The 24,519-nt window shown below is 47.4% G+C and carries 20 protein-coding genes; 13 read left to right on the forward strand and 7 right to left on the reverse strand.

The features are described 5' to 3' along the window. Positions 1–82 precede the first annotated feature (82 nt). From A1OO_RS17780 to A1OO_RS17790, 3 genes are read right to left on the reverse strand one after another with little or no spacing between them, the layout of a single operon-like run. On the reverse strand, positions 83–1,315 hold the full coding sequence (locus A1OO_RS17780) for an ABC transporter substrate-binding protein (protein ID WP_017003891.1): 1,233 nt from the start codon (positions 1,313–1,315) through the stop codon (positions 83–85). Positions 1,316–1,346: 31 nt separating this feature from the next. Continuing rightward, a complete protein-coding gene (locus A1OO_RS17785) occupies positions 1,347–2,198 on the reverse strand; it encodes a carbohydrate ABC transporter permease (protein WP_016959834.1) in 852 nt (283 codons plus the stop codon). Then, positions 2,198–3,100, reverse strand: a complete 903-nt coding sequence (locus tag A1OO_RS17790; RefSeq protein WP_016959835.1) for a carbohydrate ABC transporter permease — start codon at positions 3,098–3,100, stop codon at positions 2,198–2,200. The genes A1OO_RS17785 and A1OO_RS17790 overlap by 1 nt, the downstream gene beginning before the upstream one ends. Before the next feature lie 235 nt (positions 3,101–3,335). Between A1OO_RS17790 and A1OO_RS17795 the strand changes: the two genes are divergently transcribed. The 8 genes from A1OO_RS17795 to modF all read left to right on the forward strand — a co-directional run bounded on the left by A1OO_RS17795 (position 3,336) and on the right by modF (position 17,178). Continuing rightward, entirely contained in the window at positions 3,336–4,463 is a 1,128-nt protein-coding gene (locus tag A1OO_RS17795; protein WP_017003893.1) for an ABC transporter ATP-binding protein, read from the forward strand. A 90-nt stretch (positions 4,464–4,553) separates the two neighbouring features. Continuing rightward, the gene (locus A1OO_RS17800) at positions 4,554–5,585 is read left to right on the forward strand and encodes a substrate-binding domain-containing protein (protein WP_017003896.1); all 1,032 of its coding nucleotides are present in this window, start codon (positions 4,554–4,556) and stop codon (positions 5,583–5,585) included. A 63-nt stretch (positions 5,586–5,648) separates the two neighbouring features. Next, positions 5,649–7,793, forward strand: a complete 2,145-nt coding sequence (locus tag A1OO_RS17805) for an alpha-galactosidase (RefSeq protein ID WP_017003898.1) — start codon at positions 5,649–5,651, stop codon at positions 7,791–7,793. Between the two features lie 44 nt (positions 7,794–7,837). Beyond that, positions 7,838–10,951, forward strand: a complete 3,114-nt coding sequence (locus tag A1OO_RS17810; protein WP_026023937.1) for a beta-galactosidase — start codon at positions 7,838–7,840, stop codon at positions 10,949–10,951. 172 nt (positions 10,952–11,123) lie between these two features. Then, the gene (locus tag A1OO_RS17815) at positions 11,124–11,387 is read left to right on the forward strand and encodes a glutaredoxin family protein (RefSeq protein ID WP_016959840.1); all 264 of its coding nucleotides are present in this window, start codon (positions 11,124–11,126) and stop codon (positions 11,385–11,387) included. 431 nt (positions 11,388–11,818) lie between these two features. Next, positions 11,819–12,652 carry a substrate-binding periplasmic protein gene (locus tag A1OO_RS17820; RefSeq protein WP_241819166.1) on the forward strand — a complete coding sequence of 278 codons (834 nt, stop codon included), beginning with the start codon at positions 11,819–11,821 and terminating at the stop codon, positions 12,650–12,652. Between the two features lie 10 nt (positions 12,653–12,662). After that, positions 12,663–14,726 (forward strand): EAL domain-containing protein, encoded by a 2,064-nt coding sequence (locus A1OO_RS17825; protein ID WP_017003904.1) that lies wholly within the window; start codon positions 12,663–12,665, stop codon positions 14,724–14,726. Positions 14,727–15,723: 997 nt separating this feature from the next. Continuing rightward, positions 15,724–17,178, forward strand: coding sequence for a molybdate ABC transporter ATP-binding protein ModF (modF, locus tag A1OO_RS17830; protein ID WP_017003906.1), 1,455 nt, complete (start codon positions 15,724–15,726; stop codon positions 17,176–17,178). A gap of 18 nt (positions 17,179–17,196) precedes the next feature. Here the strand turns inward: modF and A1OO_RS17835 are convergent, their stop codons facing one another. Both A1OO_RS17835 and A1OO_RS17840 read right to left on the reverse strand, forming a co-directional pair. Further along, a complete protein-coding gene (locus A1OO_RS17835; protein ID WP_017003909.1) occupies positions 17,197–17,667 on the reverse strand; it encodes a hypothetical protein in 471 nt (156 codons plus the stop codon). 173 nt (positions 17,668–17,840) lie between these two features. Continuing rightward, positions 17,841–18,047, reverse strand: coding sequence for a hypothetical protein (locus tag A1OO_RS17840; protein ID WP_016959846.1), 207 nt, complete (start codon positions 18,045–18,047; stop codon positions 17,841–17,843). Between the two features lie 470 nt (positions 18,048–18,517). Between A1OO_RS17840 and yghU the strand changes: the two genes are divergently transcribed. After that, positions 18,518–19,378 carry a glutathione-dependent disulfide-bond oxidoreductase gene (gene yghU / locus A1OO_RS17845; RefSeq protein WP_017003911.1) on the forward strand — a complete coding sequence of 287 codons (861 nt, stop codon included), beginning with the start codon at positions 18,518–18,520 and terminating at the stop codon, positions 19,376–19,378. A gap of 114 nt (positions 19,379–19,492) precedes the next feature. On the opposite strand, the gene A1OO_RS17850 is transcribed toward yghU, so the two are convergent. Continuing rightward, positions 19,493–19,759, reverse strand: coding sequence for a hypothetical protein (locus A1OO_RS17850; RefSeq protein WP_017003914.1), 267 nt, complete (start codon positions 19,757–19,759; stop codon positions 19,493–19,495). Positions 19,760–19,858: 99 nt separating this feature from the next. Here A1OO_RS17850 and A1OO_RS23635 point away from each other — a divergent pair, with 99 nt between their 5' ends. The 4 genes from A1OO_RS23635 to A1OO_RS17865 all read left to right on the forward strand — a co-directional run bounded on the left by A1OO_RS23635 (position 19,859) and on the right by A1OO_RS17865 (position 24,199). Further along, on the forward strand, positions 19,859–20,032 hold the full coding sequence (locus A1OO_RS23635) for a hypothetical protein (RefSeq protein WP_198928792.1): 174 nt from the start codon (positions 19,859–19,861) through the stop codon (positions 20,030–20,032). Positions 20,033–20,395: 363 nt separating this feature from the next. Next, complete coding sequence (locus A1OO_RS17855; RefSeq protein ID WP_241819167.1) at positions 20,396–22,219, forward strand: Lnb N-terminal periplasmic domain-containing protein; 1,824 nt, start codon at positions 20,396–20,398, stop codon at positions 22,217–22,219. A 5-nt stretch (positions 22,220–22,224) separates the two neighbouring features. Next, positions 22,225–22,668: a DUF3015 family protein gene (locus A1OO_RS17860; protein ID WP_016959850.1), complete on the forward strand. Its 444-nt coding sequence runs from the start codon at positions 22,225–22,227 to the stop codon at positions 22,666–22,668. Between the two features lie 226 nt (positions 22,669–22,894). After that, the gene (locus tag A1OO_RS17865; protein WP_017003918.1) at positions 22,895–24,199 is read left to right on the forward strand and encodes a hypothetical protein; all 1,305 of its coding nucleotides are present in this window, start codon (positions 22,895–22,897) and stop codon (positions 24,197–24,199) included. A gap of 43 nt (positions 24,200–24,242) precedes the next feature. On the opposite strand, the gene A1OO_RS17870 is transcribed toward A1OO_RS17865, so the two are convergent. Further along, positions 24,243–24,494 carry a VOC family protein gene (locus A1OO_RS17870; RefSeq protein WP_017003920.1) on the reverse strand — a complete coding sequence of 84 codons (252 nt, stop codon included), beginning with the start codon at positions 24,492–24,494 and terminating at the stop codon, positions 24,243–24,245. Positions 24,495–24,519: the final 25 nt, after the last annotated feature.

Raw genomic sequence — 24,519 nt, forward strand, 5'->3', positions numbered from 1 at the left:
ACATCACAAAAAAATAAGCAAGCATCAAATGAATGATGCTTGCTTATAGATATACAGAAGCGTTTAACTCTCTGAAATAATACTATTTAAACGTCCGTTGACGCGTTTTCTCTAACTTCTTCAAAATGGCATCAATGCGATCAGGGTGAACCATATATTGTTGGAACCCCTTCATTCCTTCTTTCGCCATCGCAGGGTCAGTATCGCGGTCATAAAACTGCGCTGTACCCTCAGCTTCACCCAGCATCACAACACCTGCATTAAGGTATTCATCATCTTTCGGCGTTGCTTTGTTGTTGGTGGGAATTTGCAGCATCGCTGCATTGATCATGGTCTGGATTTCAGGTTGAGCCACAAACGCGAGGAACTTACGCGCATCTTCTTTGTTTTTAGCTTTGCTTGGAATATGCAACGTATCCATTGGCGCATCTTCTGCCATTGGCACTGTCGAATCGATCACCGGGAATTGGAAGAAACCCATATTCGGACGCACTTCATCGGTGAAGTTCGCTGCCAAGAAATTACCCATCAGGTACATGGCCGCTTCGCCGTTGTAGAGGAAAGGTTGTGCTTCTTGCCAAGAATAAGACGCGTGATTTTTGAGGTAGTAACCCGGCTCAACCAGATCATTCCACTTCTCAAACACGGCTTTGACGCGCGGATCCGTGTAAGGGATTTTGCCGTCCATCAAGTCGATATGAAAATCGAGCCCGTTCACGCGCATGTTCAAGTAATCAAACCAGCCCGCTGCCGTCCAAAGGTACTTGGTACCAATGGTAAATGGCGTCACACCGTTGTCACTCAGTGTCTTCGATGCAGCAACCAGATCTTCCCACGTCTTCGGTACGGCAATACCGTATTTGTCGAACAAATCTTTACGGTAGTAGATACCCCATTGGTAATAGGTATAAGGCACGCCATATTGTTTGTCATTGATGGTCATGGCTGGGGCTGCACTGGCAAAATCTTCTTTCATGCCGTTGGCTGTCCAGATATCGCTGACATCTTCAAACAAACCGCGATCGACAAAGGTTTTCATGCGATTGCCTGCGTACCAGAACACCACATCCGGCGGAGAAGTCACCAGCCAGTTACGAATCGTTGTTTTGTAGGCTTCGTGATCATAAAGGTTATATTTCACCTCAATGTCAGGGTTTTCCTGCTCAAACTTGGCGATCACTTCTGCCCACGCTTTTTTCGGCGCCGGATCAGAGGCATCTGAATTAATCACCAGCGTCCCAGCCGCAACCGAGCCACTTAGCACAAGCAATAGGGAGCAAAGTGCGCCCAGCCCTTTTTTCGCAAGTGTTCTCATTTTCGTCTTCCTTATTGTCGTCAAACCGAGATCAGCCTTTTGTCGCGCCCAGCGTTAACCCGGCAATAAAATGTCGCTGCATGGTGAAAAACAAAGCCACAGGAGGAAGTGCGGCAATCACCGCCCCTGCAGACATGTACTGCCACGATGCTAACCACTGTCCTTGCAATGCATTCAGCCCTGCCGTAACTGGGCGAACCTCATCGCTTTGCACCAGCACTAACGCCCAGAAAAAGTCGTTCCATATAAAGGTAAAGACCAAAACGGACAAAGCGGCCAGTGCGGGCCTCACTAAAGGGAGAACCACATACCAAAAAATTCGCCACTCACTCACCCCTTCAACACGTGCCGCTTCAATGAGCGCATCCGGAATGCCGACGATGAAATTGCGCATAAATAAGGTGCAAAAACCCGCCTGAAAAGCAACATGGAAAAATATCAACGCCCAATGTGTGTCATACAGACCGAGGTCAATGGTGAGGTCGCGAACAGGGATCATTAGAATTTGGAAGGGGACAAAGTTACCGCCAATGAACAGGGCAAACAGCCACACATTGGCGCGAAATTTATACTTCGCCAACGCGAAACCCGCCAACGTAGAAAGCGCCACAGCACCCGCCACAGCAGGAATGCTGATCAGTAAACTGTTGAGCAGATAACGCCCCATTGGGGTGGCGATAAACACTTGAGTATAGTTTTCCACCAGTTGCAGCTCATCGGGCATGCCCCAGTAGTTGCCAGCATTAATGTCGGCAATCGATCGCACTGAGGTCATCAGCACGGCGGCAAGTGGGATCAACCACAAGCAAACCGCAACATACAGAGCGATACGATACGTCACGTTAGCGACCGCTCCTCGATTCTCTATCGGTCTTGGGAACATTAGCGCTCTCCTTTCAGCATGCGCCATAAGAACCAGGCGATATAAACAAGCATAATCAGAAACAGTACGACTGCGACCGCAGCGCCGTAGCCCATTCGATAGTTAAAAATAGATTCTTCATACATAAGGTATGCAAGGACTGTTGAGCTGCCCCAAGGGCCACCCGCTGTCATGGTCGCGACTAAATCGAACGAGCGCAGTGCGCCAATCACGGTGACGACGACGGCAATAAAGGTTGCCGGTTTCAGTTGTGGCACGACCACATACCAAAGCATCCGCCAGCCTTTCGCACCATCTAAGCGCGCGGCTTCTAGCTGTTCTGGGTCGAGGTTATTTAATCCCGTGAGATACAAGATCATGCAATAGGCAACTTGCGGCCAAAGACCGGCGGCGATAATGCCGTAAGTCACCAAATCTTCGTCAGCCAAGATGGAAACAGGATCAAAGCCCATTGCCACCATCATCTGCGTTAACAACCCGAATGATGGGTCATAGAACCACGCAAACACCAAACCGACGACCACTTGTGAAATAACAAAGGGAAAGAAAAACAATGCCTTGATGAGGCGAATACCTTTGACTTTCTGATTCAAAAACAACGCAATCAGTAAGCCAATAGGCGGAGCGAGCATGAACAGAACCATCCAAATGAAGTTGTTCACCAACGCCGTGTAGAAGGCATCAGAATCAAACAATTCGATGTAATTGCCCCATCCTACCCACGTTTTTTCGCCAAGGCCGTCCCACTCAAAAAAGCTCAACCAAACGCTTTGCATGATGGGATACAGCACATAGAGCGAGAAAATCACAATAGCGGGGGCGAGAAACAACCAAGGCGCTGCGATAAGCCGACTTCGCTTAGGCCTTACGGTAGGAGATGCAGTAGAGGAAAGCCCTGTCATAAGTACGTCCTGTCCGTTTATCCCTTGTTTTGAAAAAGGGAGAGAAAGCGCTGATACACCCTGAAACTTGTTGCTTTAATGTAAATGCACTGTTGTGTTTCAATTTAATCTAGTTTAAAAAATATCTCATGTAAACGTTTCCATTGCACAAAAAAAGCACTATTTTAATTAAAGGGTGAAGTGAACAACGAAATCTAAATTCATCAAAAGCAACTCGTAGCATAGGACTTGCAGCATGGCGGACATTACACTTAGAAACGTTATTAAGCGCTTCGGCAAAGTAGAAACAATTCACGGCATCGATCTGGATATCTCGGGCGGGGAGTTTGTGGTTTTTGTTGGGCCATCCGGCTGCGGCAAGTCGACGCTTCTGCGTTTGATCGCCGGATTGGAAACCATATCAGACGGAAAAATCTCCATTAACGGCGTCGAAGTCAACGACGTAGATCCTGCTGATCGCGGTGTGGCCATGGTGTTTCAATCCTACGCTTTGTACCCGCATATGACAGTGCGTGAAAACATGGGCTTTGGCTTGAAAATGAATGGCGTTGATAAAGATGACATCGCCAAACAGGTTGATCGCGCTGCGAAGACCTTGCAACTCGACCCTTTGCTCGATCGCAAACCAAAAGCGCTATCCGGTGGTCAGCGTCAACGCGTGGCCATTGGTCGAGCGATTGTTCGCGACCCTAAAGTGTTTTTGTTTGATGAACCCCTTTCCAACCTTGACGCCGAATTGCGCGTGGAGATGCGACTGCAAATTGCCAAGCTCCACCAAGAGCTCAAAAACACCATGGTGTATGTCACCCACGATCAAGTCGAAGCCATGACGCTCGCCGACAAAATCGTGGTGTTGAGAGACGGCAACATCGAACAAGTCGGTTCACCGCTTGCGCTTTACCACAACCCCGCCAACCTGTTTGTCGCTGGGTTTATTGGCTCACCAAGAATGAACTTTGTGTCTGGTACGGTTTCGGTCACTAATGGTTCAGAGGCGACCATCACCATGCCTGACGGCCAATCATTAACTGTGCCGGTGGCGAAACCTGTCAACGAAGGTGAAGCCGTTACCGTGGGGATCCGCCCCGAGCATATTCAGATTGGCAAAGGCCCCGGATTCAACGTTGAATTTCACAGTGAAGTGGTTGAACGACTCGGCAATAGCACCTATTTGTTTGGGCAATATAGCGGCGTAGATAGCTTCAAAGTACACATTCCTGGCGACAACGCGGTAAAAGCGTTCCAAACCGTATCCTTGCATTGCTCTCCAGCCGATATCCACCTGTTCGATAGCCATGAGCAAGCCTTAACGTTTCGTGAGCCAACGGTCACCAACAGCGCCAGCCTTGAATCTGATGAATAGATGAACAGCTGTAAACGATAAACCAGTCACTTATGGTGATGGCGCTAACCGAGATCCGTATTCTGGAGAGATCAACGATGAGCACAGCCTATGGCAACCATTAAAGATGTAGCCAAACATGCAGGTGTTTCTGTTGCCACGGTATCACGGGTACTCAATGGTTCACCGCAGACGCGACCAGATACGGTTTCACTGGTTAAACAGGCCATGGTGACATTGGGTTATCGCCCCAATGCAGCTGCCCGTACTTTGGTCAGTAAAAAAAGCCTCACCATTGGTGTTGTGGTGGCCGATGTGTCCGACCCCTTTTTTGGTACGCTGGTTAAACAGGTCGATACCATTGCGCATTATCGCGGGCATCAACTGTTGATTGGTAATGGTTATCACGATGCCGTACGAGAAAAACAAGCCATTGAATCGCTGATCCAGAACCAGGTTGGCGCACTAATCGTCCACAGCAAAGCACTGGACGACGACACCCTTCGCGCTTACGCACAAGAACTCCCCGCCATGGTGTTTATCAATCGTCTCATCGAAGGGTTAGACGATCGGTGCGTGTATCTTGATAACTATCGAGGTGCCTATTTGGCGACCGAACATCTTATCCAGCAAGGCCATCACCATATTGCCTACATTGGCTCAGACCATCACATTGAAGATACTCGGCAACGTCAACAGGGCTATCTTGACGCCTTAACCGTCCACCATTTGGAAAAACCAAATAACGGAGACGACACACAAAGCTCAATGGCTTTTGCCCCGCCCGACGAACAAGGCGGCGAAACCGCGATCAACGCACTGCTAAGCCGCAATCAAAAGGTCAGTGCCATCTTTTGTTACAACGACGGCATGGCGGTTGGGGTCATCACCGCACTGACCGATAAGGGTTATCACGTGCCGGAAGACGTGTCTGTGATTGGTTTTGATGACAGTCTTGTTGCTCGTTATTTACACCCAAAACTCTCTACCGTGCGCTACCCCATTGCAGAAATGGCAACGGAAGCCGCCGAAATTGCCATTTCGCGGTTACTGCACAGTGAAACGCCAGCCAAAAATGGTCGCTACCAACCTATATTGATAAAGCGAGATTCTGTTCGAAACGTGGATCGCTCAAAGCCTTAATGAATATTTCACAAGCAGTGGCGCAAACATCGAAAAAGTGCGCCCGCTCAAGGGATGACAAACATGGTGACAACCCCAACTTCATTAAATAAGACGCCAGCAGAGCGTTTCTTGCATCTGCAGTCTGCGAACAACAGTTTGATTGTCCAGCTTGAACCTGCCCCTGCCATTGTTTACTGGGGCAACAAATTTAGCCGTGAACAGCCGCTTTCAGCCGCCTTGTTTGACGCCCCCGTCGGACAAGCACGATTAGATAGCCACATCCCGTTGGCACTTTGCCCCGAACAAGGGCGCGGTGATTTCGGCAGCCCCGGTATTGAAGGCCACAGGAACGGGAAAGATTGGGCCCCCGTATTCGAACTGATCTCCGTTACCGAAAGCTTATCTTCTGCGCGTTTGACCATCTCTGATCCTCGCGCTTCGCTTGAGATCATGATTGAACTCGCCTTGGATGAAGACAGCGATGTGTTGACGCTTAAACAGCGATTAATCAACACAGGCAGCGCCGACTACACCGTGAATCGTTTTGCCTTGACCTTGCCGCTGGCAGAGACATTTTCAGACATCATCACCTTTCATGGTCGCTGGTCGCACGAATTTCAACTGCAGCGCACCCCACTCGAACACAGTGGATTTATTCAAGAAAATCGCCGTGGTCGCACCTCACACGAGTCTTTTCCTGGCATGATTGCGTTGCATCCCAACAGCAACGATCTCAGCGGTGACGTGATAGGCATGCACTTTGGCTGGAGCGGAAACCATCGCCTTCAAGCCCAAGTCAAAAGCGACGGACGCCGTTACTTGCAAGCTGAAGCGTTATTAGCCGCCGGCGAAGTGATACTCCCACCCGGAGAAGCCTTTGATACGCCCACCTTGTACGCCGTTTTCTCTGCTAATGGCTTAAACGGCATGATGCAAAAATTCCATCAATATGTACGTTCATCGCTGCTGCAATTCGCGCCATCTAGCGCTCGCCCGGTGCATTTCAACACATGGGAAGGTATCTACTTCGACCACCAGCCAAGGCGTATTATGGCAATGGCCGACGCAGTTGCACGTCTCGGCGTTGAGCGCTTTATTCTTGATGATGGTTGGTTTATTAACCGCGATAACGACACCCGCGCGCTCGGTGATTGGCAAGTCGACAAACGCAAATACCCAGATGGTCTTACGCCCATGATCGATCACATCAATCAGCTCGGGATGGAGTTTGGTTTGTGGGTGGAACCGGAAATGGTCAGCAAAGACTCCGAACTGTTCCGCAACCATCCTGATTGGATGCTAGGGCTTGATACATTGGGGTACACACAACCCTCAGGCCGCTATCAATTTGTGCTCGATTTGCAAAATCAGGACGCCTACCACTATCTCTTGTCGTCGCTCGATGCCCTGCTAACCGAACACAACATTGCTTATTTGAAGTGGGACATGAACCGTGAACTCGTGCAGGCAGGCCATGATTCTCGTCCAGCCTATCACTTACAGACACTCGCGCTTTATCAGCTCATCGATGACTTGAGAGCGCGTCACCCCTATGTGGAAATCGAATCCTGCGCATCTGGCGGGGGTCGCATTGACTATGAAGTGTTAAAGCGCACCCACCGATTTTGGACATCCGATTGCAACGATGCGCTTGAACGCCAACGTATTCAGCAGGGCATGCAACTGTTCTTCCCGCCAGAAGTGATGGGCAGTCACATTGGTCCGCGCCAAAGTCACACCACACGTCGTTGCCACGATATGTCACTTCGCGGTATCACCGCTTTGTTCGGTCATATGGGCGCAGAACTTGACCCCGTCGGGCTGGAAGACAACGAATTGCGCGCTTTTGCCCGCTATATAGGTTTACACAAGCAATACCGACCGTTACTGCATCATGGTAAATGCTTCAACCTGCCGTCACACGATCCCAACACCCGCATTTATGGCGTGATGGATGATTCCGTCACACTGCTCGCTGTCGCGCAACTTGCTATGCCGCAATACGCCCTTAGCGGACAACTTCGTTTACCTGTGTTGTGCGCGAACAAACGCTACCGTGTCGAAGTGCTCGATTCACCTGCCGCATTTTCCCACACCATGAAGCACAAGCCTGTCTGGATGGATAAACCATTGACGATTCAAGGTGATCAGCTGATCCAAATTGGACTAAGCTTGCCATTAATGGACCCGGAAAGTGCCATGCTGTTGTCCTTCACCTTGGTATGATTTTGAACACGAACCATGACGCATTAGATAAAGAGAAGCACAGTATGACCCGCTATACAGAGTTGATACGCCGTCGTCACTGGGAAAACCCATCGATCACTCACCTGAATCGGCTACCTGCCCATTGCCCGATGTCCTCCTACCCCAGCATAGAGGCCGCATTAGACGATCAAGGCAACGCCATTCCTGTCTCGCGAAACCGCCTATCACTGAACGGACAATGGAAATTTGCTCTGTTTGATATGCCTGAGTCTGTGCCACCGCTGTCTGTCTGCCGCGAGTTTGATGATTCAGAATGGCGAAACATGCCCGTGCCGTCGAATTGGCAACGTCAGGGAACAGACGACATTCCTATCTACACCAATGTGCAATATCCGTTTGAATCCATTCCTCCCATCGTGCCAGAGCACAACCCGACAGGGGTGTATCGCACCACGTTTTCGCTGGCAGAATCACGGCTAACATCTCAGGTTATTGTGTGTTTTGAAGGTGTCGGCGCTGCCTTTTATTTATGGTGCAACGGCCACTTTGTTGGCTACAGCCAAGACAGCCGTTTACCCGCAGAATTCGATTTAGGCCCACATGTCACCGCCGGAGAAAACCAACTTACCGCTGTCGTGCTGCGTTGGAGCGACGGCAGTTACCTTGAAGATCAGGACATGTGGTGGCTGAGTGGTATTTTTCGCGATGTCACTCTTCGGATAAAACCTTTAAATCAAATTGTCGATTTCGACGTTAACACTCGCCTTGACCCTACTCATCAAATCGGCATCTTGTCAGTCACCACCACCTTGCGTGGTATTCATGACCGGGTCGCTATTCAGCTGTTTGATGAGGGTGTTGATATTTCAGGCCCTGTCATATCACGCTGTGGCGAGCGCCCGATCGACGAGCGAGGCAGTTGGTCTAACCGCGTTGAGCATCAAATCACCATCTCCTGCCCTCGACTTTGGAGCGATGAAGATCCGCACCTGTATCGACTGGTTGTCACCTTACTGGACGAGAACGACGAGGCTATCGACATTGAAGCGTGTAACGTCGGCTTCCGTCAGGTTGAGATCATCAACGGGCAACTCACGATCAACGGACAACCTGCGCTTATTCGTGGCGTAAACCGTCATGAATTTCATCACGAACACGGCTACGTTCAACGCGTTGAAGACATCGAAAGCGACATCAAACTCATCAAGCAATACAACTTCAACGCTATACGGACTTCACACTACCCCAATCACCCCGCTTTTTATCAACTGTGTGATAAATACGGTTTGTACGTGGTCGACGAAGCCAATATCGAAACGCACGGCTTAGTGCCCATGTGCCAGTTGTCTGACAATACCGAATGGCTGGGTGCCTACATGGAGCGCATGACTCGCATGGTCGAGCGTGACAAAAACCACCCCTGCATTATTATCTGGTCGCTGGGCAATGAGTCCGGCGTTGGTACCAATCACCATGCCATGTACCAGTGGGTAAAACATCGCGATCCTAGTCGACCCGTGCAATATGAAGGTGGCGGTGCAAACACAAAAGCCACCGACATTGTGTGCCCTATGTATGCGCGAGTCGAACAAGATCAAGACAACATCACGTTGCCCAAGTGGGCATTGCCAAAATGGATCGGTTTACCGAACGAAGATCGGCCGTTGATCTTATGCGAATATGCCCACGCCATGGGAAACAGCCTTGGCAGTTTCGACAAATATTGGGATGCATTCCGACGCTACCCACGCCTACAAGGCGGTTTTATTTGGGATTGGGTCGATCAAGGCCTTTTGCGGAAAGATGATCAACGTTCAAATCAGAAACATGATCAAGAGCATTGGGCCTACGGCGGCGATTTTGGCGACACACCGAACGACAGGCAGTTCTGTATCAACGGACTCATGTTTCCAGACAGAACCCCTCATCCGTCCGCTTTTGAAGCCAAATACCATCAGCAACGCTTTGGCTACACGCTCAACAGCGCTTCGCCTCTTAGCGTTACCTTGCGCCATGAATACGTGTTTCATCCACCGGAAGCACTCTCCCTTCGTTGGACATTGCAAGAGAATGGCAAGCAGATCGCTTACGGGGAAGAGGCCCTCCACCTGCATCTTGGTGAAGACAGCCAACACACACTTTTAGAACACCTGCCCGATGCCAAGCCTGGCAAAGCCTACTTTGTAAATCTCGAGGTTGTACTGTCAGAACCAGAACCTTGGGCGGAAAAAGGCACTGTGATTGGTTGGTTTCAACTCGCCTTACCGGTTAATTCAAGCATACCGCTACCCGACATTTCACCAGACCGACTGCCAGAGGTGTTCGAAGATACCGATCATTGGACGATTCGCGGCGAGCATTTTGAGCTAGGGTTCGACAAACAAAGTGGGCATTTAGTGCAATGGCTCATTGATGGTGAAGAACAGTTACTCGATGCGCCCAAAGACAATTTCATTCGTCCACCTATCGACAATGATATCGGTGCGAGTGAAGCCGATAACCCCGACCCCCATGCTTGGCTCAATAAGTGGCAAGAGGCAGGGCTATTTTCGTTGCGTCATGAAAACCTATTTAACACCGTTGATGTCCTCAGCGACCAAATTCAGATCCGCTCTCATCATGGCTATTTTTCTGGCGACACGATGGTGATCACCACCCTTTGGCGCTATGAAGTGAATGTGTCTGGAGAAATATTGCTGACCGTTGACGTGAACGTCGCACCAGGTATGCCCGCGCTGCCTCGCGTTGGACTAGAACTTGCCTTGCCGCTCACCGATTCTGTCGCGTGGTTCGGGCGAGGACCATTTGAGAATTACCCTGACCGTAAATCAGCCGCTATGGTCAGCCGATACCTCGCCCATATTGATGACATGCACACCCCCTATATTTTTCCGTCGGAAAACGGACTGCGATGCGATGTACGCCAAATGGATATCGACAACCTGCGCATCCTGGGCTTATTCCATTTCTCGGTGAGCCGCTACAGCCAAGAGAGCCTCGCCGACGCCAAGCATCAACATGAATTGGTACAAGATGACCACTTGTATTTACGTATCGACGGCCATCATATGGGTGTAGGCGGGGACGACTCTTGGAGCCCCAGTGTGCACCCAGAGTACTTACTCAATGCGCTGCATTATCGATATTCGCTCACCCTGACCATGAAGCAGGAATAGTGTGAACGATTGGCATGAAAAGAAAGTGCTCGATGGCAGGTCTAAACATAGGCAAGATAAACGTTTGTACGACAAAACCGCAATGCCTTGAATGCGCCTTGATTATATCTTGATCGCTTCGAGGCACTCGGAGTCACCCACAAATTGCTCTATCAAACCTTAAGGAACAAGAATGCCAAACCTAAGCGCTCATAGCCTTTATCACAAAACCTTTTGCCCATACTGTGTCAAAGTACGTGCGGCACTGAAAATGATGAGCCTAGACGTTGACCTGGTTGATGTTGGCGCAGACAGAGAAGCGCACAACACACTGGTGACGCAAGGTGGACGAGGCATGGTGCCATGCCTTCGTATTGCCCATGATGATGGTTCAGTTGAATGGATGTATGAGTCAGACGACATCATCGACTACTTCAAAGAGAACTTTTCGAAGTAAGCCAATCCTCCAGCGCTACGTTCTCGTGGCGCTGATTGCTTCTTTTTCAATGTCACATCGTCATACTTTTATCTTTCTTATCTTTCTTATCTTTTTTGTCGCCTTTTTGGCTTCCTTTCTTTTTTCTCGCTGTCTTTTGTCTTCTATCTCTCGCCTTGTTATCTCACATTTCTATCTTCCCTCATCGACAAAATCTTGGATGCATAATCAATATTAAATGCCAGCAATGAAAGAAGTCTCAATATTGATTCCTCTGCCTTAATCGCTTTTATCGCGTCGTGAATTAAGTTTGTGGTATTTACCGAAAACGAGACAATTCAAAACGGGATGGATCTTTACTATTACGGGATACGAAAGCCAGCGAGCAAGATTTGACGCCATATTATCAAGACTTTGCTCGTCAAATTACGGGGACAGACAAGCTACCTTTTATGAGAATTTTTCTACTATCGCTAACGTTTTTAATTTCAACACTGGTGAACGGTGAACCCCATCCACTGCGTGTTGTGTCCGAAATACTGCCACCCTTTCAAACCATCAATGACGGCGGTGAGTTTCAGGGAAAAGCCGTTGATATGGTTAACGCCATTTTGGACAAAGCAGGCTATAACGAAGCCACCATTGCAGTGATGCCTTGGGCGCGTGCTTACAAAAAAGCACAGAAAGAAACGAATGTCGCCATTTTCTCTTTGGCCTATTCCGAAGAGCGTGCCGCGCTTTTCCACTGGGTTGGCGCATTGTATGCGTTAGAGCGATCCTCGTTAATCGGCCTAAAACGCCGTGACGATCTGAATGTACCGACCCTTGAAGAGGCCAAAAAATTTCGAGTTTGCTCAGAGCTTGACACGCACTCGTATCAATATCTAAAAAGCCTTGGCTACGAACCCAACAAGAATCTTTTATCCGTCAGAAGCGTGCTGTCGACTTATCGCACCGATAATGGCGGTATCGCACGTCCGGCTCTCAATCTCACGCTCCTCAACGCAAAAAAATGTGACTATGTGACAGGACTTTGGTCGATTTATGCCTACAGCGAAAATGCCGATCAGAGTCTGAAGCCATTTTTCTATCTCGGACAACCCAGCAAACCTTTGGTACTGCATTTGGCGATGAGCCTGAACTCTGATCAAGCAGTCATTGATAATCTGAAAACGGCATACAAAACCCTAAGAGAAAATGGCGAGCTCCATCGCATTTGCATCGGTAACGATTCAGCGAAACTCTACGAGCGTTCTTGTAAAGCGACCTTACCCACGTCCAAATAGGTGCAGAATAATGCAGAAAATATCGAACGCCAGCACACCGCTTCTCAGACGGTTTGTCACATCCGTGATGTTAGTAAGCATCATTGGCGGTACTCTATTGAGCGTCATTATTGCTTCAGTACAACTTAATCGACTCCATGATCAGAAAGAACAAACTGCGCGCTTGCGGATTGAAAACATCCTAGACAGTGCCGCTTATGCCGCATTCAACTTAGACTCGGCACAGGGCTATTCACTACTGAAGAGCTTTCAAAATGACACACTGTTTCATGGGATTGCGCTACTCGATAATTACAAAGATACCATTACGGATATAGTACCGCTCAACAGTTCCGCTGACGCGTCATGGACGGACGTTTTCTTATCAACGCCGCCGAATGGCGAAGTGACCTATCCTCTGATTTTCCAAATACACAGAGACAATCAATATGTCGATGAGCCCGTGGGCTACCTTATCGGCAACGTCAACTATCAAATAACGCATCGTGAATTTCTTCAACTGCTGTGGACCATCGGGCTATCGACGCTGGGCGAAGTGTTGCTGGTCGCGATCATTCTGACAATTTTCTTCCATAAACAGATAGGCCGCCCCCTCTCCAGCATTATCGAATCTATCGATGAAAGTGCCCGAATTGGTCAACAAAAAAACACCACTATCCAGAAAGTAAAAGGCCATGACCGCGACGAATTTGGTCGTTTGGTGGATGCCTACAACAACTCTGTCATGCAAGCGACGAGCTACATGACAGATCTAGAAGCCGCGAAATCCGAGTTGAAGTCACTGTCGGAAATTGACCCCCTAACCAATGTGGCAAACCGTCGCGCTCTTCTTGCTGAACTGACCAAGCGATGCGATCAAGCATTGCCATTCGCCGTCGTGTCACTCGATATTGACGACTTTGGCAGTTACAACGATGCCTACGGACACCAAACCGGCGATGCCCTTTTGGTGACCCTCGCCAACACGCTCAAAGAACATTTACCCAAAGGCACGCCGATTAGCCGAACAGGGGGCGATGAGTTTGTCTTTATTTTGCCAAACAAAAAGGACCATGACATTGTGCTGAAGCTTTTGAGTCCCCTGCTGACTATTTCACTGAGCGAGCAGTTACCCGGAGGCACACACCATATCTCTTGCTCATTGGGCGTCGCGTTCTTCCCCACTGATGGCCAAAACCCACGACAGCTTTCTCATGCCACTGACATCGCGTTATATGTCGCCAAAGACGCAGGCCGAAAATGCATTCGTTTCTATGACAAACAAGCAGATTTAGCCAGAACTCGGCAAGAAGCCGTCCGCAAAGCACTACAACAGACGATAGAAAACAAAGATTTCAATCTGCTTTACCAACCCAAGGTCAACATGAGAACAGGAAGCATCACTGGCTGTGAAGCCCTACTTCGACTGAACAATACAACACACACACATGTTGAAATCATTGAAGAGGCTGAACGAAACGGCTTGATAGTGGCACTGGGAAGAGAAGTGATGCATCGCGCTTTTTCTGACATGAGTCAAGTGCTCGATAAACTGCCAGAAGACTTTAGATTCAGCGTCAACGTATCCCCACGACAGCTTGTTTCCGAAGGCTTTATCGTTGATCTTTTGGCCACGGCGACAAAATACAATGTGCCGCTGCGATATCTGGATATTGAAATTACAGAGTCCACCCAGATGTTTGACACAGCATCGAGCAGCCAAACCCGTCAATGGCTCAAAAACGCAGGTGTGACAGTGACCTTGGACGATTTCGGCACTGGCTTTGCTTCGCTTGAATACTTGATGACTTATGGCTTTGACCAAATCAAAATCGACAAACACTTCACTCAGGCATTACCCATTGATGAAGACGCTAAAGCGATTTTCAATGTGGTGCAGTACCTTGCCGACAAGCTCAACATGGCGGTTGTCGCAGAGGGCGTGGAAACCCATGAGCAAGTAGCCTACTTACTCAACCAAGGTTTTGAGTGTGCGCAAGGCTACTTCTACTCAACCCCACTATCGGTTCGTGATTTGTTGTTGTTTCTCGTGAAACGCCAGCTTTCCAACCAAATATGTGTTGAACATACCTAATCAATGCTGTGTGAAGGAAAATTCAATTAAAATCATTTAGATAAAAAATAGTTACCACTCAGACTCTATGAAAACTACTGGCCTAGCACGTCTATGAGTATTAAATATTCCGACAGTTATGTTTCATTATATAAACACCATTACTTAATTGAGATAAATATAGCTTTTAAAAGTTCGCAAATTGAATAAAGATTAACCCATAGCAACGAGAGTTAATCACAAAGAAAAACGCTGGCGGAGAAATTGTCGTAACAGCTAACTGTATATGTTGTACCGATCATCTGTATTTTGTAGTAACAGTTAATCGGGTTTGTTGTTGCAGTTATCGGTATTATTTCTTCGCTGGCAACCTATTACGTAAGTGCGCACTTTTTTCGTGCATTTACTGGACGATAGCATCGCTATTCATGTTAAACGGAATTAACCATGAAATCTTTATTAAACAATCGCTTGTTCGATACGCATAAAAGTAATCTTTCCATCAATATCATTGACAGAAAGAAACTTTCACTTACTCATAAATAAGTAACATAGCGCGATTAAACCAGTAATGAATCGACTGATTCCATTCATTACCACAAAGAATTTACTGACATCATGTTGTACCTTGATGACATTTTGGTAAATCCACAGGGAAGTCCTTTGCAATAAGTGAAACATTTTTAATGCACTTTGCATTTAGGACAGGTAAGGGTTATTTCTATGCGGACTCTATCTTGCCTGTCCTTTTATTTTTCTCTCCCCCCTTTCATGTCATTTTCGCCACCGCTTCCCTGTCTTTTGTTTCTAGCCACGCCCAATCTCTTACATAAACCCTCTAATACACACTTTCAAACAATCCACTCTTCCTCGTCATGGCTTCTTTGTATGTTACGTCTGTTATGTTAGGACACTGGCACATAGCCATGGGCGCAGAGAATGTTTACTGTAGTCTGTATTGAGCAACACCTATTACTTAACGCAAAAAACAAAGCACTATAAAGGATGCACGTTAACCATGGAATTCAGGTTTGAACTCGTTCACGCAAGCGGCGCAACATCGACATTGAACATTGGCAGTTGGGTGATTGACGATCAGCAATCCTGGGCCGTTTTCAGCACAGAGGGCGACATTGGATCGCTGCTCGGCAGCTTACTATGTGACGAATTGCCATTTTCCGGCACGCTAGAAAAAGGCGCAGGCAACATTGCCCAAGTTTCGTTAGTCACGCAGCAGCGATTGCTGGATGACGAGATCGCCCACGACGATACTGATTTCCTGGACCGCATCGACACAGGCACCACGGTGTACGATCTGATCTACGCCAACAGCCTGAATAATAAAGCGCTGACGCAGCAACTGATCGACGATTTGGATCTCAATCATCTTGCAGACAGCGGCTTTCGGGTATTGTCGACCGGAGAAACCCGACGCGTGATGCTGGCGCGTGCACTGGCAACCCAACCTGATTTTCTGGTATTGGATAATCCTTTCAGCGGCCTAGATGTGGCGCATCGCGCGGCATTAGCACACTACCTCACAACCCTTTCCCAAACCGTGCCAATGATGGTGACATTTTCACGCGAAGAAGACATGCCAGAATGGGTCGACCACATTGCCCTGTTCAACCACGGCAAGCTAGAAGGCCTAATGGACAAGAACGCGTGGAACACTCATCCGGTGATCACGCAAATCAAGGCCCAATCGAAAGAACAAAGCGATGACATGATGACGTTGATTCGCCGTCATCAGCACAATTCTCCCTTTGAGAACCCCATCTTTGAACTCAAACACGGGCACGTGGAATACACCGCAAAAACCATTTTTACCGAGGTGAATTGGCGCATCGATAAAGGCCAACATTGGCAAGTGAAAGGCCCGAATGGTTGTGGCAAAAGTACCCTGCTCGGCATGATCTTTGGTGATCACCCGCAGTGCTACAGCAATGACATTCACATTTTCGGTAAGCAGCGTGGTTCTGGCGAAACCATCTGGGAAATCAAAAAACACATCGGCATGGTGTCGTCGGCCTTGCACCTGCAATATCGGGTTAATTGCAGCGCGTTAGAGGTGATTATTTCGGGTTTCTATGATTCTATCGGCCTGTACAACCAACCCACACGCAAAGAGCGAGAGCTTGCCAAAGAATGGCTGGATATCCTCCATATGGGCCAGTACGTCAAAACCCCGTTTCGCCAATTGGAATACGGCCAACAACGCTTGCTACTCATCGCCCGCGCCATTGTAAAACACCCCACCTTGCTGATCTTGGACGAACCCTACCAAGGCTTGGATTACCTCGGCCGCAGGCTCATGAAAAACACCTTGCAATTGATCGCCAAAGAAAACCTCAGCCAATTGCTCTATGTTTCACACTATCAGGATGATGAACTGGCAAGCATTCGAAACACGCTCACGTTTGTGTTTGATGAGGCGAGTAAGTGTTATCGGGCGAAGATTTCGGGGTGTTAATTGGCTTGATGAATAGGGCTACTCGTCCCACCAACAAAACTTGTTATCGTGGCTTGGTGATAAGGCCGACGCGATCCAAATACCGGGACCGCAAGCATAAGTGTCACCCGCTATTCGTTCTCTGCTCATCGTTTTTACATTGTCTTGTTCGAAATCAACCAGAACACTTAGATCCCCCATTGGGAGCTTGAGAGGGATGGGGATGACAACCGCCCAAACAACAATCCCTTTATAAAAGGTTTTGTAAGGATAAATCCATCGTTCTCCACCATGCGCATTTTTGGCGATCAACAAAGGCTCTCCCCATGCTTCTCTTATGCCCACTTTATTGCGCTGTTCATCCTTTAAGTACGGGTACTTTTCTTTCACGTCATTGTCGTGAAAGCCCCCATAAAAATCGTCGACTTTTTTATCTGTGTTATCCGTGATACCCACACAGCCATTCAAAAAAATCAGTCCAAAAAAGGCTAAGACTTTTGCAAAACTCAATGTATCTCTCCATATTCCGCGTTGATGACACGCCGAACTTTGTGACAAACAAAAATAATAAATTGTTCTATATTCAACAAGTTGAAACCTTAAGGTAATCATTTATAGAATATCTTTGTTTCTCTACATGGAATGCATCATCAATGCGAAACATGGCTAATGGTGTGAAATAACTAGCGTTTAAGCCTCGATTTCAATTCAGCTTTTTTTTCGTCTAACCAGCGAAGGAGTCTTGGCGCATTCATGGCAACCATACCAATGCCACACATCACCATAAGATAAACCCATGCCATCCAGCGAAAAGAATCAGGCGCGTCAGGGAGAACAATGAGGGCAATGACCCCCGCAGCCACTAACAGGCTTATAATGCGAAAAAACATGACTGAACACTCCGTGTTAGGTTGATATCACAAGCATACCGCGACATTCGAATTTCCAAGATTTTTAACGCGTCGAGGCATACATTGCTCGCGACACGCTTTGAATTCACTTGCAGGATCAAGATAAAACATCCACATCCAGTCTTGGGCGTCGGTGGTTATTCGCCAAGGGTAAGGCGCGACAGTAAACACAGAATCATTGAGGTGAGCGAGTTTGTTGATGGCATTTCCCGTTCGTCCAACCGTGTCGACTTCCTCTCCCTGCGATACCCAGCGACCTAACGTTGTATTATCACGCTTAAGTTTTGTTATTGAGGGAAAGCTAATGCTAGAGTGTGATTTGTCTGGAGATTAGAGAACTAGACCAGCACAACCTCAAAGTGCTCGTTCAACGAGAACTTCTCGGTAACCAAACCATACTTTGAGGCTCGTCGGTTAACTGGCCTATCATTGATGTTTAAGGAAAAACCATGAGCGATAACCAATATACACCGCCAAAAGTTTGGGCAAATGAAGCAAGCAGCGGTAACAAATTCGCGAACATTAACAGCCCTGTGTCAGGCGCAAGGTTTGATCGGGATTTACCTGTCGGTGAACATGGATTTCAGCTTTATTCGCTTGGCACCCCAAACGGTCAGAAAGTGACGATCATGTTCGAAGAGCTTTTAGCACTTGGTATTACAGAAGCGGAATATGATGCGTACCTGATAAACATTGGTGACTCAGAGCAATTCTCATCAGGGTTTGTCGGTGTAAACCCCAATTCAAAAATACCCGCACTGGTTGATAAAACTGGTACAGATCCTGTCAACGTGTTTGAGTCAGCGTCAATCCTGATGCACTTGGCAGAGAAGTTCGGTCAATTCCTGCCAGCAAGTGGCCCTGCAAGAACGCAAACCTTGAACTGGCTCTTCTGGGCGCAAGGTTCAGCGCCATTCCTTGGTGGTGGCTTTGGTCACTTCTATGCGTACGCCGATGTGAAACAAGAGTACCCCATCAATCGCTTTGCGATGGAAGCGAAGCGCCAGTTACATGTATTGGACAAGCAGCTTGCTAACAACACTTATATTTCTGGTGAAGAATACACGATTGCAGACATGGCTATTTGGCCTTGGTATGGCAGCCTCGTGCTTGGCCGCTTATACGATGCCGCTGAGTTCTTGGAAGCGAACACGTATACCAACGTGGTCCGTTGGGCAAAACAGTTAGATGCCCGTGAAGGTGTGCAACGTGGTCGTGTGGTCAATCGTTCGTTTGGTGAAGCGTGGGAACAAGTCCCTGAACGTCATTCCGCTGAAGACATTGATAAGGTGCTGAAACTGCGCCCGTAGTTTCTGTGGATTGACAGTGAAAGCGCACCCTCTAGGTGCGCTTTTTTCTGATCTAACGCTTAAATGACAGATAGAACCCTCACCTAAACACCGCGATCTCGGAGCAGCCGACGACTAAAGTTTAATGTCCAACTTGTTTCGCACATATGTTGGGATTGCCAGTTGCTCATCAAGGTCATTGAACGCCGCTTGCTTAGGCATGGATTCGACGATTGTCGCGAGTTCTTCGAAACTGATGCCAACGACTCTGCATGCTGTCATTAGGCCATTTATGAAGCACTTTTTCTCACGCTTTTTTCGATCCTCACTGGTGGGAATGGAAGCGTAAGCTTCACACTCTTTTGATAACAGCGTTAACAACTCCATTTTTTGCGAAACCATACTTTTCTCTGATGATTAATAGGTGTTCGACTCATTATCAAACAATATAAACATCAATGCCAAGACATTGATCTAGTTGAAGATATTGGGAATGAGAGAGTGCTGAGGTCACTCTTGTCTTCTTTTGACCATGCATCGATGGTGAAAGTCTCACTGTTTTCAGCTGTGCTGTCGTTCACAGTAGAAATAGCGATGCGCACTGACGATGCATTCTGGCAAGGTAATTTCAATCAGCGTCGAGGAAATGGCGGCTGTTCCCGTTGTTCCATCTGAGTAGAGCAATGAGACGGTTAGGTCCAGCTACATGCTCTGCGGTAGCGGTAGATTTCAAGTTAGTCGGGTTCATATAGGCAAGCTGGTATAGCGAGCTTTTGCTGCCATGCATATCAAGCCCCATAACGAGTAAAATGAACAAGCTGCATATTACCCTCAATGGGCTTTCTACGATCCTACCCTAGATGGGTCAGTACTCTGCCTTGGGTATGAAGCGAAAATATAGCTATTTTGACGACAAATTTAGTAAAAAAATGTGTGATAACAGCGTTAAAACCTCGAAAAAACATGCGTGTTGTGTTTTACTCAGGAGAAATCTGCCGAACGAATAAGAAGCAGCATATCAAGCAATATTTTGTATATATGAGTCTCATTGCGTTACATTTTCTTGCCTCTTTCACAGCCAGTGCAGATGGCCGTGAACCTCGTCATATCTTTAACCTCCACAAAAATCCGACATGGCAAAATCTTCTACATCATGAACCCAGCTGGTTCGGCTCAGAAAGCCTGATAAACAGTGCTGATTTCTTTCTATCACCTGATGGAAAATACAATGCAGCAGCGGAACTTTCCGCGACGTTAGACGCCTTCACGTTAGAGCCTCAAACACAGTGCCGCTTTCCCGCTAGAAAAATGTGGCTTGAGCAGGTATTGCCCAACATCCCTTTCCCAAAGGTCGATTGCCGCGAATACGAAACGTATATGCAGGCATTCTCCGCAGAAAGCGTCAGTTTGGTTTATGCCAGTGGTTATCTCGGCAATCCCGCCTCTATGTACGGGCACGTATTACTCAAGTTTAACAGCGCTCAAAATCACGAGTTTCTCGACAATACATTCAATTATGGCGCTCGTGTACCGGATGAAGATAACAAGCTTGTTTATATCTACAAGGGCATTACTGGCGGCTATTTAGGCCAGTTTTCTAACCAGAAATACCATCACCAAAACCTCACATACAACGAATCTGAGCTGAGAGACTTGTGGGAGTATCGGCTACGCCTTTCACAGCAAAAGGTTAACTTCTTGCTTGCCCATCTCTGGGAGTTGGAAAATAGCAGCATGACGTACTATTTCTTCACAGAAAACTGTGCGTATCAGCTAGCTAAAGTTTTAGAGATGGTGATGGAGAAACCATTGATCGCCGAGGGAAAACTCTGGGTAATGCCATTCGATATTGTCATGATGTTGAACAAACCCCAAACAAACGCATTTGTTGATGACGTTATCTATCACAAATCACGCCAAGAGCAACTCTATCAGCGCTTTGCTCAACTCAATGAAGACCAGCAGGAAACGATCGCTCGTATCGTTGACACTCCGACATCAGAGATTCAACAGCAATTTGATGATCATTCACACAATGAAGTCATACAGATCGTCGATACGCTCTATGACTATTACGCATTTATCGATGTAAAAAATGAGGGTCTCAACGATGTTCAAACGGCAAAACTCAAGGCACTCCTAGCGTTACGGTTTAGCCTGCCTGCATCAGAAACTGAGTGGATTGAACCCAAACAAACGCCACCTCACAACGCCCAGAATACGACAATGCTTCAAGCTTCAGCAATCTACAACGAGGCGTTTGGAGAAGCATTGGCACTTAGGTTCCGCGCCAACTATTACGACCTGTTAAACATGAATTCCGCAAGGATTCCAGACTCAGCCCTGAATACCTTTGACCTGACATTTCTCTATACCAAAGAGGATGATTCGGTTCGACTACGAGAGTTTACTCTCATCGATATTATCAACTTAAATGTCTCCCAAACTGGGCTACCTGGTGATAGTCAATTGGCTTGGGGGATATCCGCTGGCTACAAGCCCACGGCACTAAATTGTATAAATTGTTCAGATACCTCATTCGAAGGCTTTGTCGGTAAAAGCTGGAAAACCTTTGACAGTCTCGTTAGCCATTTGGCGTTAGCGGGAGATGTACAAATTAATTCACTAAAAGATATCAATCTGTTTAGCGGACCAGAAATTGGGGGAGTCTTAACCGTGACTCCTTATTGGGTTACCTCAATGAAATTAGGCGGTTATTTTAATATAAACAAAAAATGGCAATACAATAATCATTTAGCGTGGGAACAACGTTTCTTTGATCATCAAGCTTTTGATCTCAGAACCACTGTTCGTTATGACGAAGGATTTGAGTATGCCGCTAACTTATCTATTTATTGGTGAATAATATGAAAAAAATTGCGCTATTAGCTGTCGCTGCTGCTTTTATGTCGGGTAATGTTGCTGCCGAGGACAAAGAAGGAATTAACCCTTGGACACAATGTGGTATTGGAGCAATGATTTTTAACGATATTCCTGCTGCTGCAGGTATCTCAAACGTTATCTGGGATTTGGGTACAACGGCTGTATCGTCTAATATCTCTTCGCAAGGAACATGTGAAGGTAGCGAAGTGAAAGCTGCCATGTTCATCCAGAACAACTTTGACCAAATGATGGAAGACACCTCTAAAGGTTCTGGCGAACACATTAATGCTATGTTGGAAATTCTAGAAGTAGAAGCCGCGAACCAAGAAGGCGTAATCACGTCTGTTCGTGCCAATGTTGCAGGTCAACTCGCAGTTGACGAGGTAACACCTCAGTCATACTACAATGCTGTTGTAGCAAGCCTGTAGTCGCATTCAGCAGGGAGCCTTTGTTCCCTGCTTGCTCTCATCCACGTGGGGTTACCTACACGCTGCGTGCTTTTCTTGTTTTTGGCGGTTGAACCATCGCCATTTTCTGAGCATTTCTTCATCATTATGCTTTTACAGCAAATTGTCAGCCTTTAGCTTTTGTTTTTTCTCCTTCCTTGCCCCATGATGCCCCACTTTTATTGCCGGAATACAGCGTGGAGCAGTCGTGAAATCGGGCTTAGATATTCAATTACGTGATGCATTTGATTCGTTTTTTAGAGCACTAAAAACAACCCATGAAAAGTACTTTGAAACGTCAATCCGTCTCGTGTCATTACAAGAATGGGCATACCTTGGCGTTCGAATGGGAGCAGAAGCTCCCCAGCGAACAAGCAAAGAAAGTTGGGTTGTGCTGCCAAATAAAGACGATGACGCTGCGGCAAAAAAGCGTTTTTATTGCACAGCGAAAGATGAAGACGTTTGGGCGATCAACATGGCAGGGAAAGGGCGAAGAATCGCACTTGCCCGCCGAAATTCACATGATGCCATGGCGATTTTGGACCAAGATGCATTTATTGGTCACGTCATTTGGGATACGCCGCTAGGCGTTGCTGGTCAAGGTGTGTTGCCCGTGAATCGGATGGTGTTAGAGATGGGCGGCGAAGAGCGCGTCTTTCATATTTGCGGTATGCGTGATGAGAAAGGCAACCTATCGATTCATGTAAACGGCCATGAAAAACTGGGATTGACGGCTTCTCGTTACATTGACAAAACCCTACATGGCGTTGGTGAAATCTGCTCACAAGCTAAGATCGGCATACAACCTCTTTCAGACTCCCCGCTGAACAACTCGCCGTTTTTAGCCCTTGTCGAGTCGCAGCAAGACGATGATGTGCTGTTCAAGCAATTTCCCTTTCTCTCGCCGCTAACGTTTCAAAAGGTAAGAAATGAAATCGCCAAGTCTCGGCATCTCGTTCAAACCGCGATGAAAAAAGCCGTGTCAGCAAAACGCGTCATGCTGTTGGCCGTTCCAAGCGCATTGGCCGTGTCTGTGTCTCTATTTTTCATGTTTAATCTGATATTAAGCAACGGAACATCGGCAGGTGTTCTTTCAGCGATCGAGCCATTCATGGACGCTTTCATTGGCGCGAAGCAATCCATACTGCAGCACTACTTCGCGCTGTGGGGGAATGTGACGTATGCCTTCGCGGGATTAGGGGTCATCGTTATAACAGTCTCTGAACTTGTCGATTACGGCGCCAACAAGTGTAAGAAGCAGGGCATGTTATTCCCCATCGTCGCGAAACTGACTTACTACTGTTTTGTCGCCATCTTTTTGATTGATCTTTTGTTACTCATCATGAGTGCAGCGAATCCAAATATCATCACAGTGGCATTGGCGTTTGCTATGTATCTCTTGCCCGTCACGGTTTATATCAGCTTCCAGTTTTTAAAGAAGAAAGCGGAGAGCAAGGTGTTGACACCCTTGAAAGTATTTACCTGGTTTTCTGTAGATAAACCTTTGCGGTAGCAGACATGAAAAGCGCACTTTAAGTGCGCTTTTTTCACCCTGCCTAGATCATGGAACTCAACCCAAACAAGTTACCTTCGGTATCCATGCACACACAGACGAAGCCAAACTCACCAATCGACATTTTAGGTTTAATCACCTGACCGCCAGCCGCTTCAACACGAGATTCTTCGACGGCACAATCTTCAACGCCAAAATAAACGATAGTGCCGCCAGTCACAGGGCTAGCGTTTTCGCGTTTAACCAATGCGCCGCCAGCGCCATAGTGCTCCATGTCAGTTTTGAAGGCTTTCATCTCAACGCTGCTGTTGCATCCAAAC

It is taken from the genome of Enterovibrio norvegicus FF-33 (assembly GCF_000286835.2).
Taxonomy (GTDB): Bacteria; Pseudomonadota; Gammaproteobacteria; order Enterobacterales; family Vibrionaceae; genus Enterovibrio; species Enterovibrio norvegicus_A.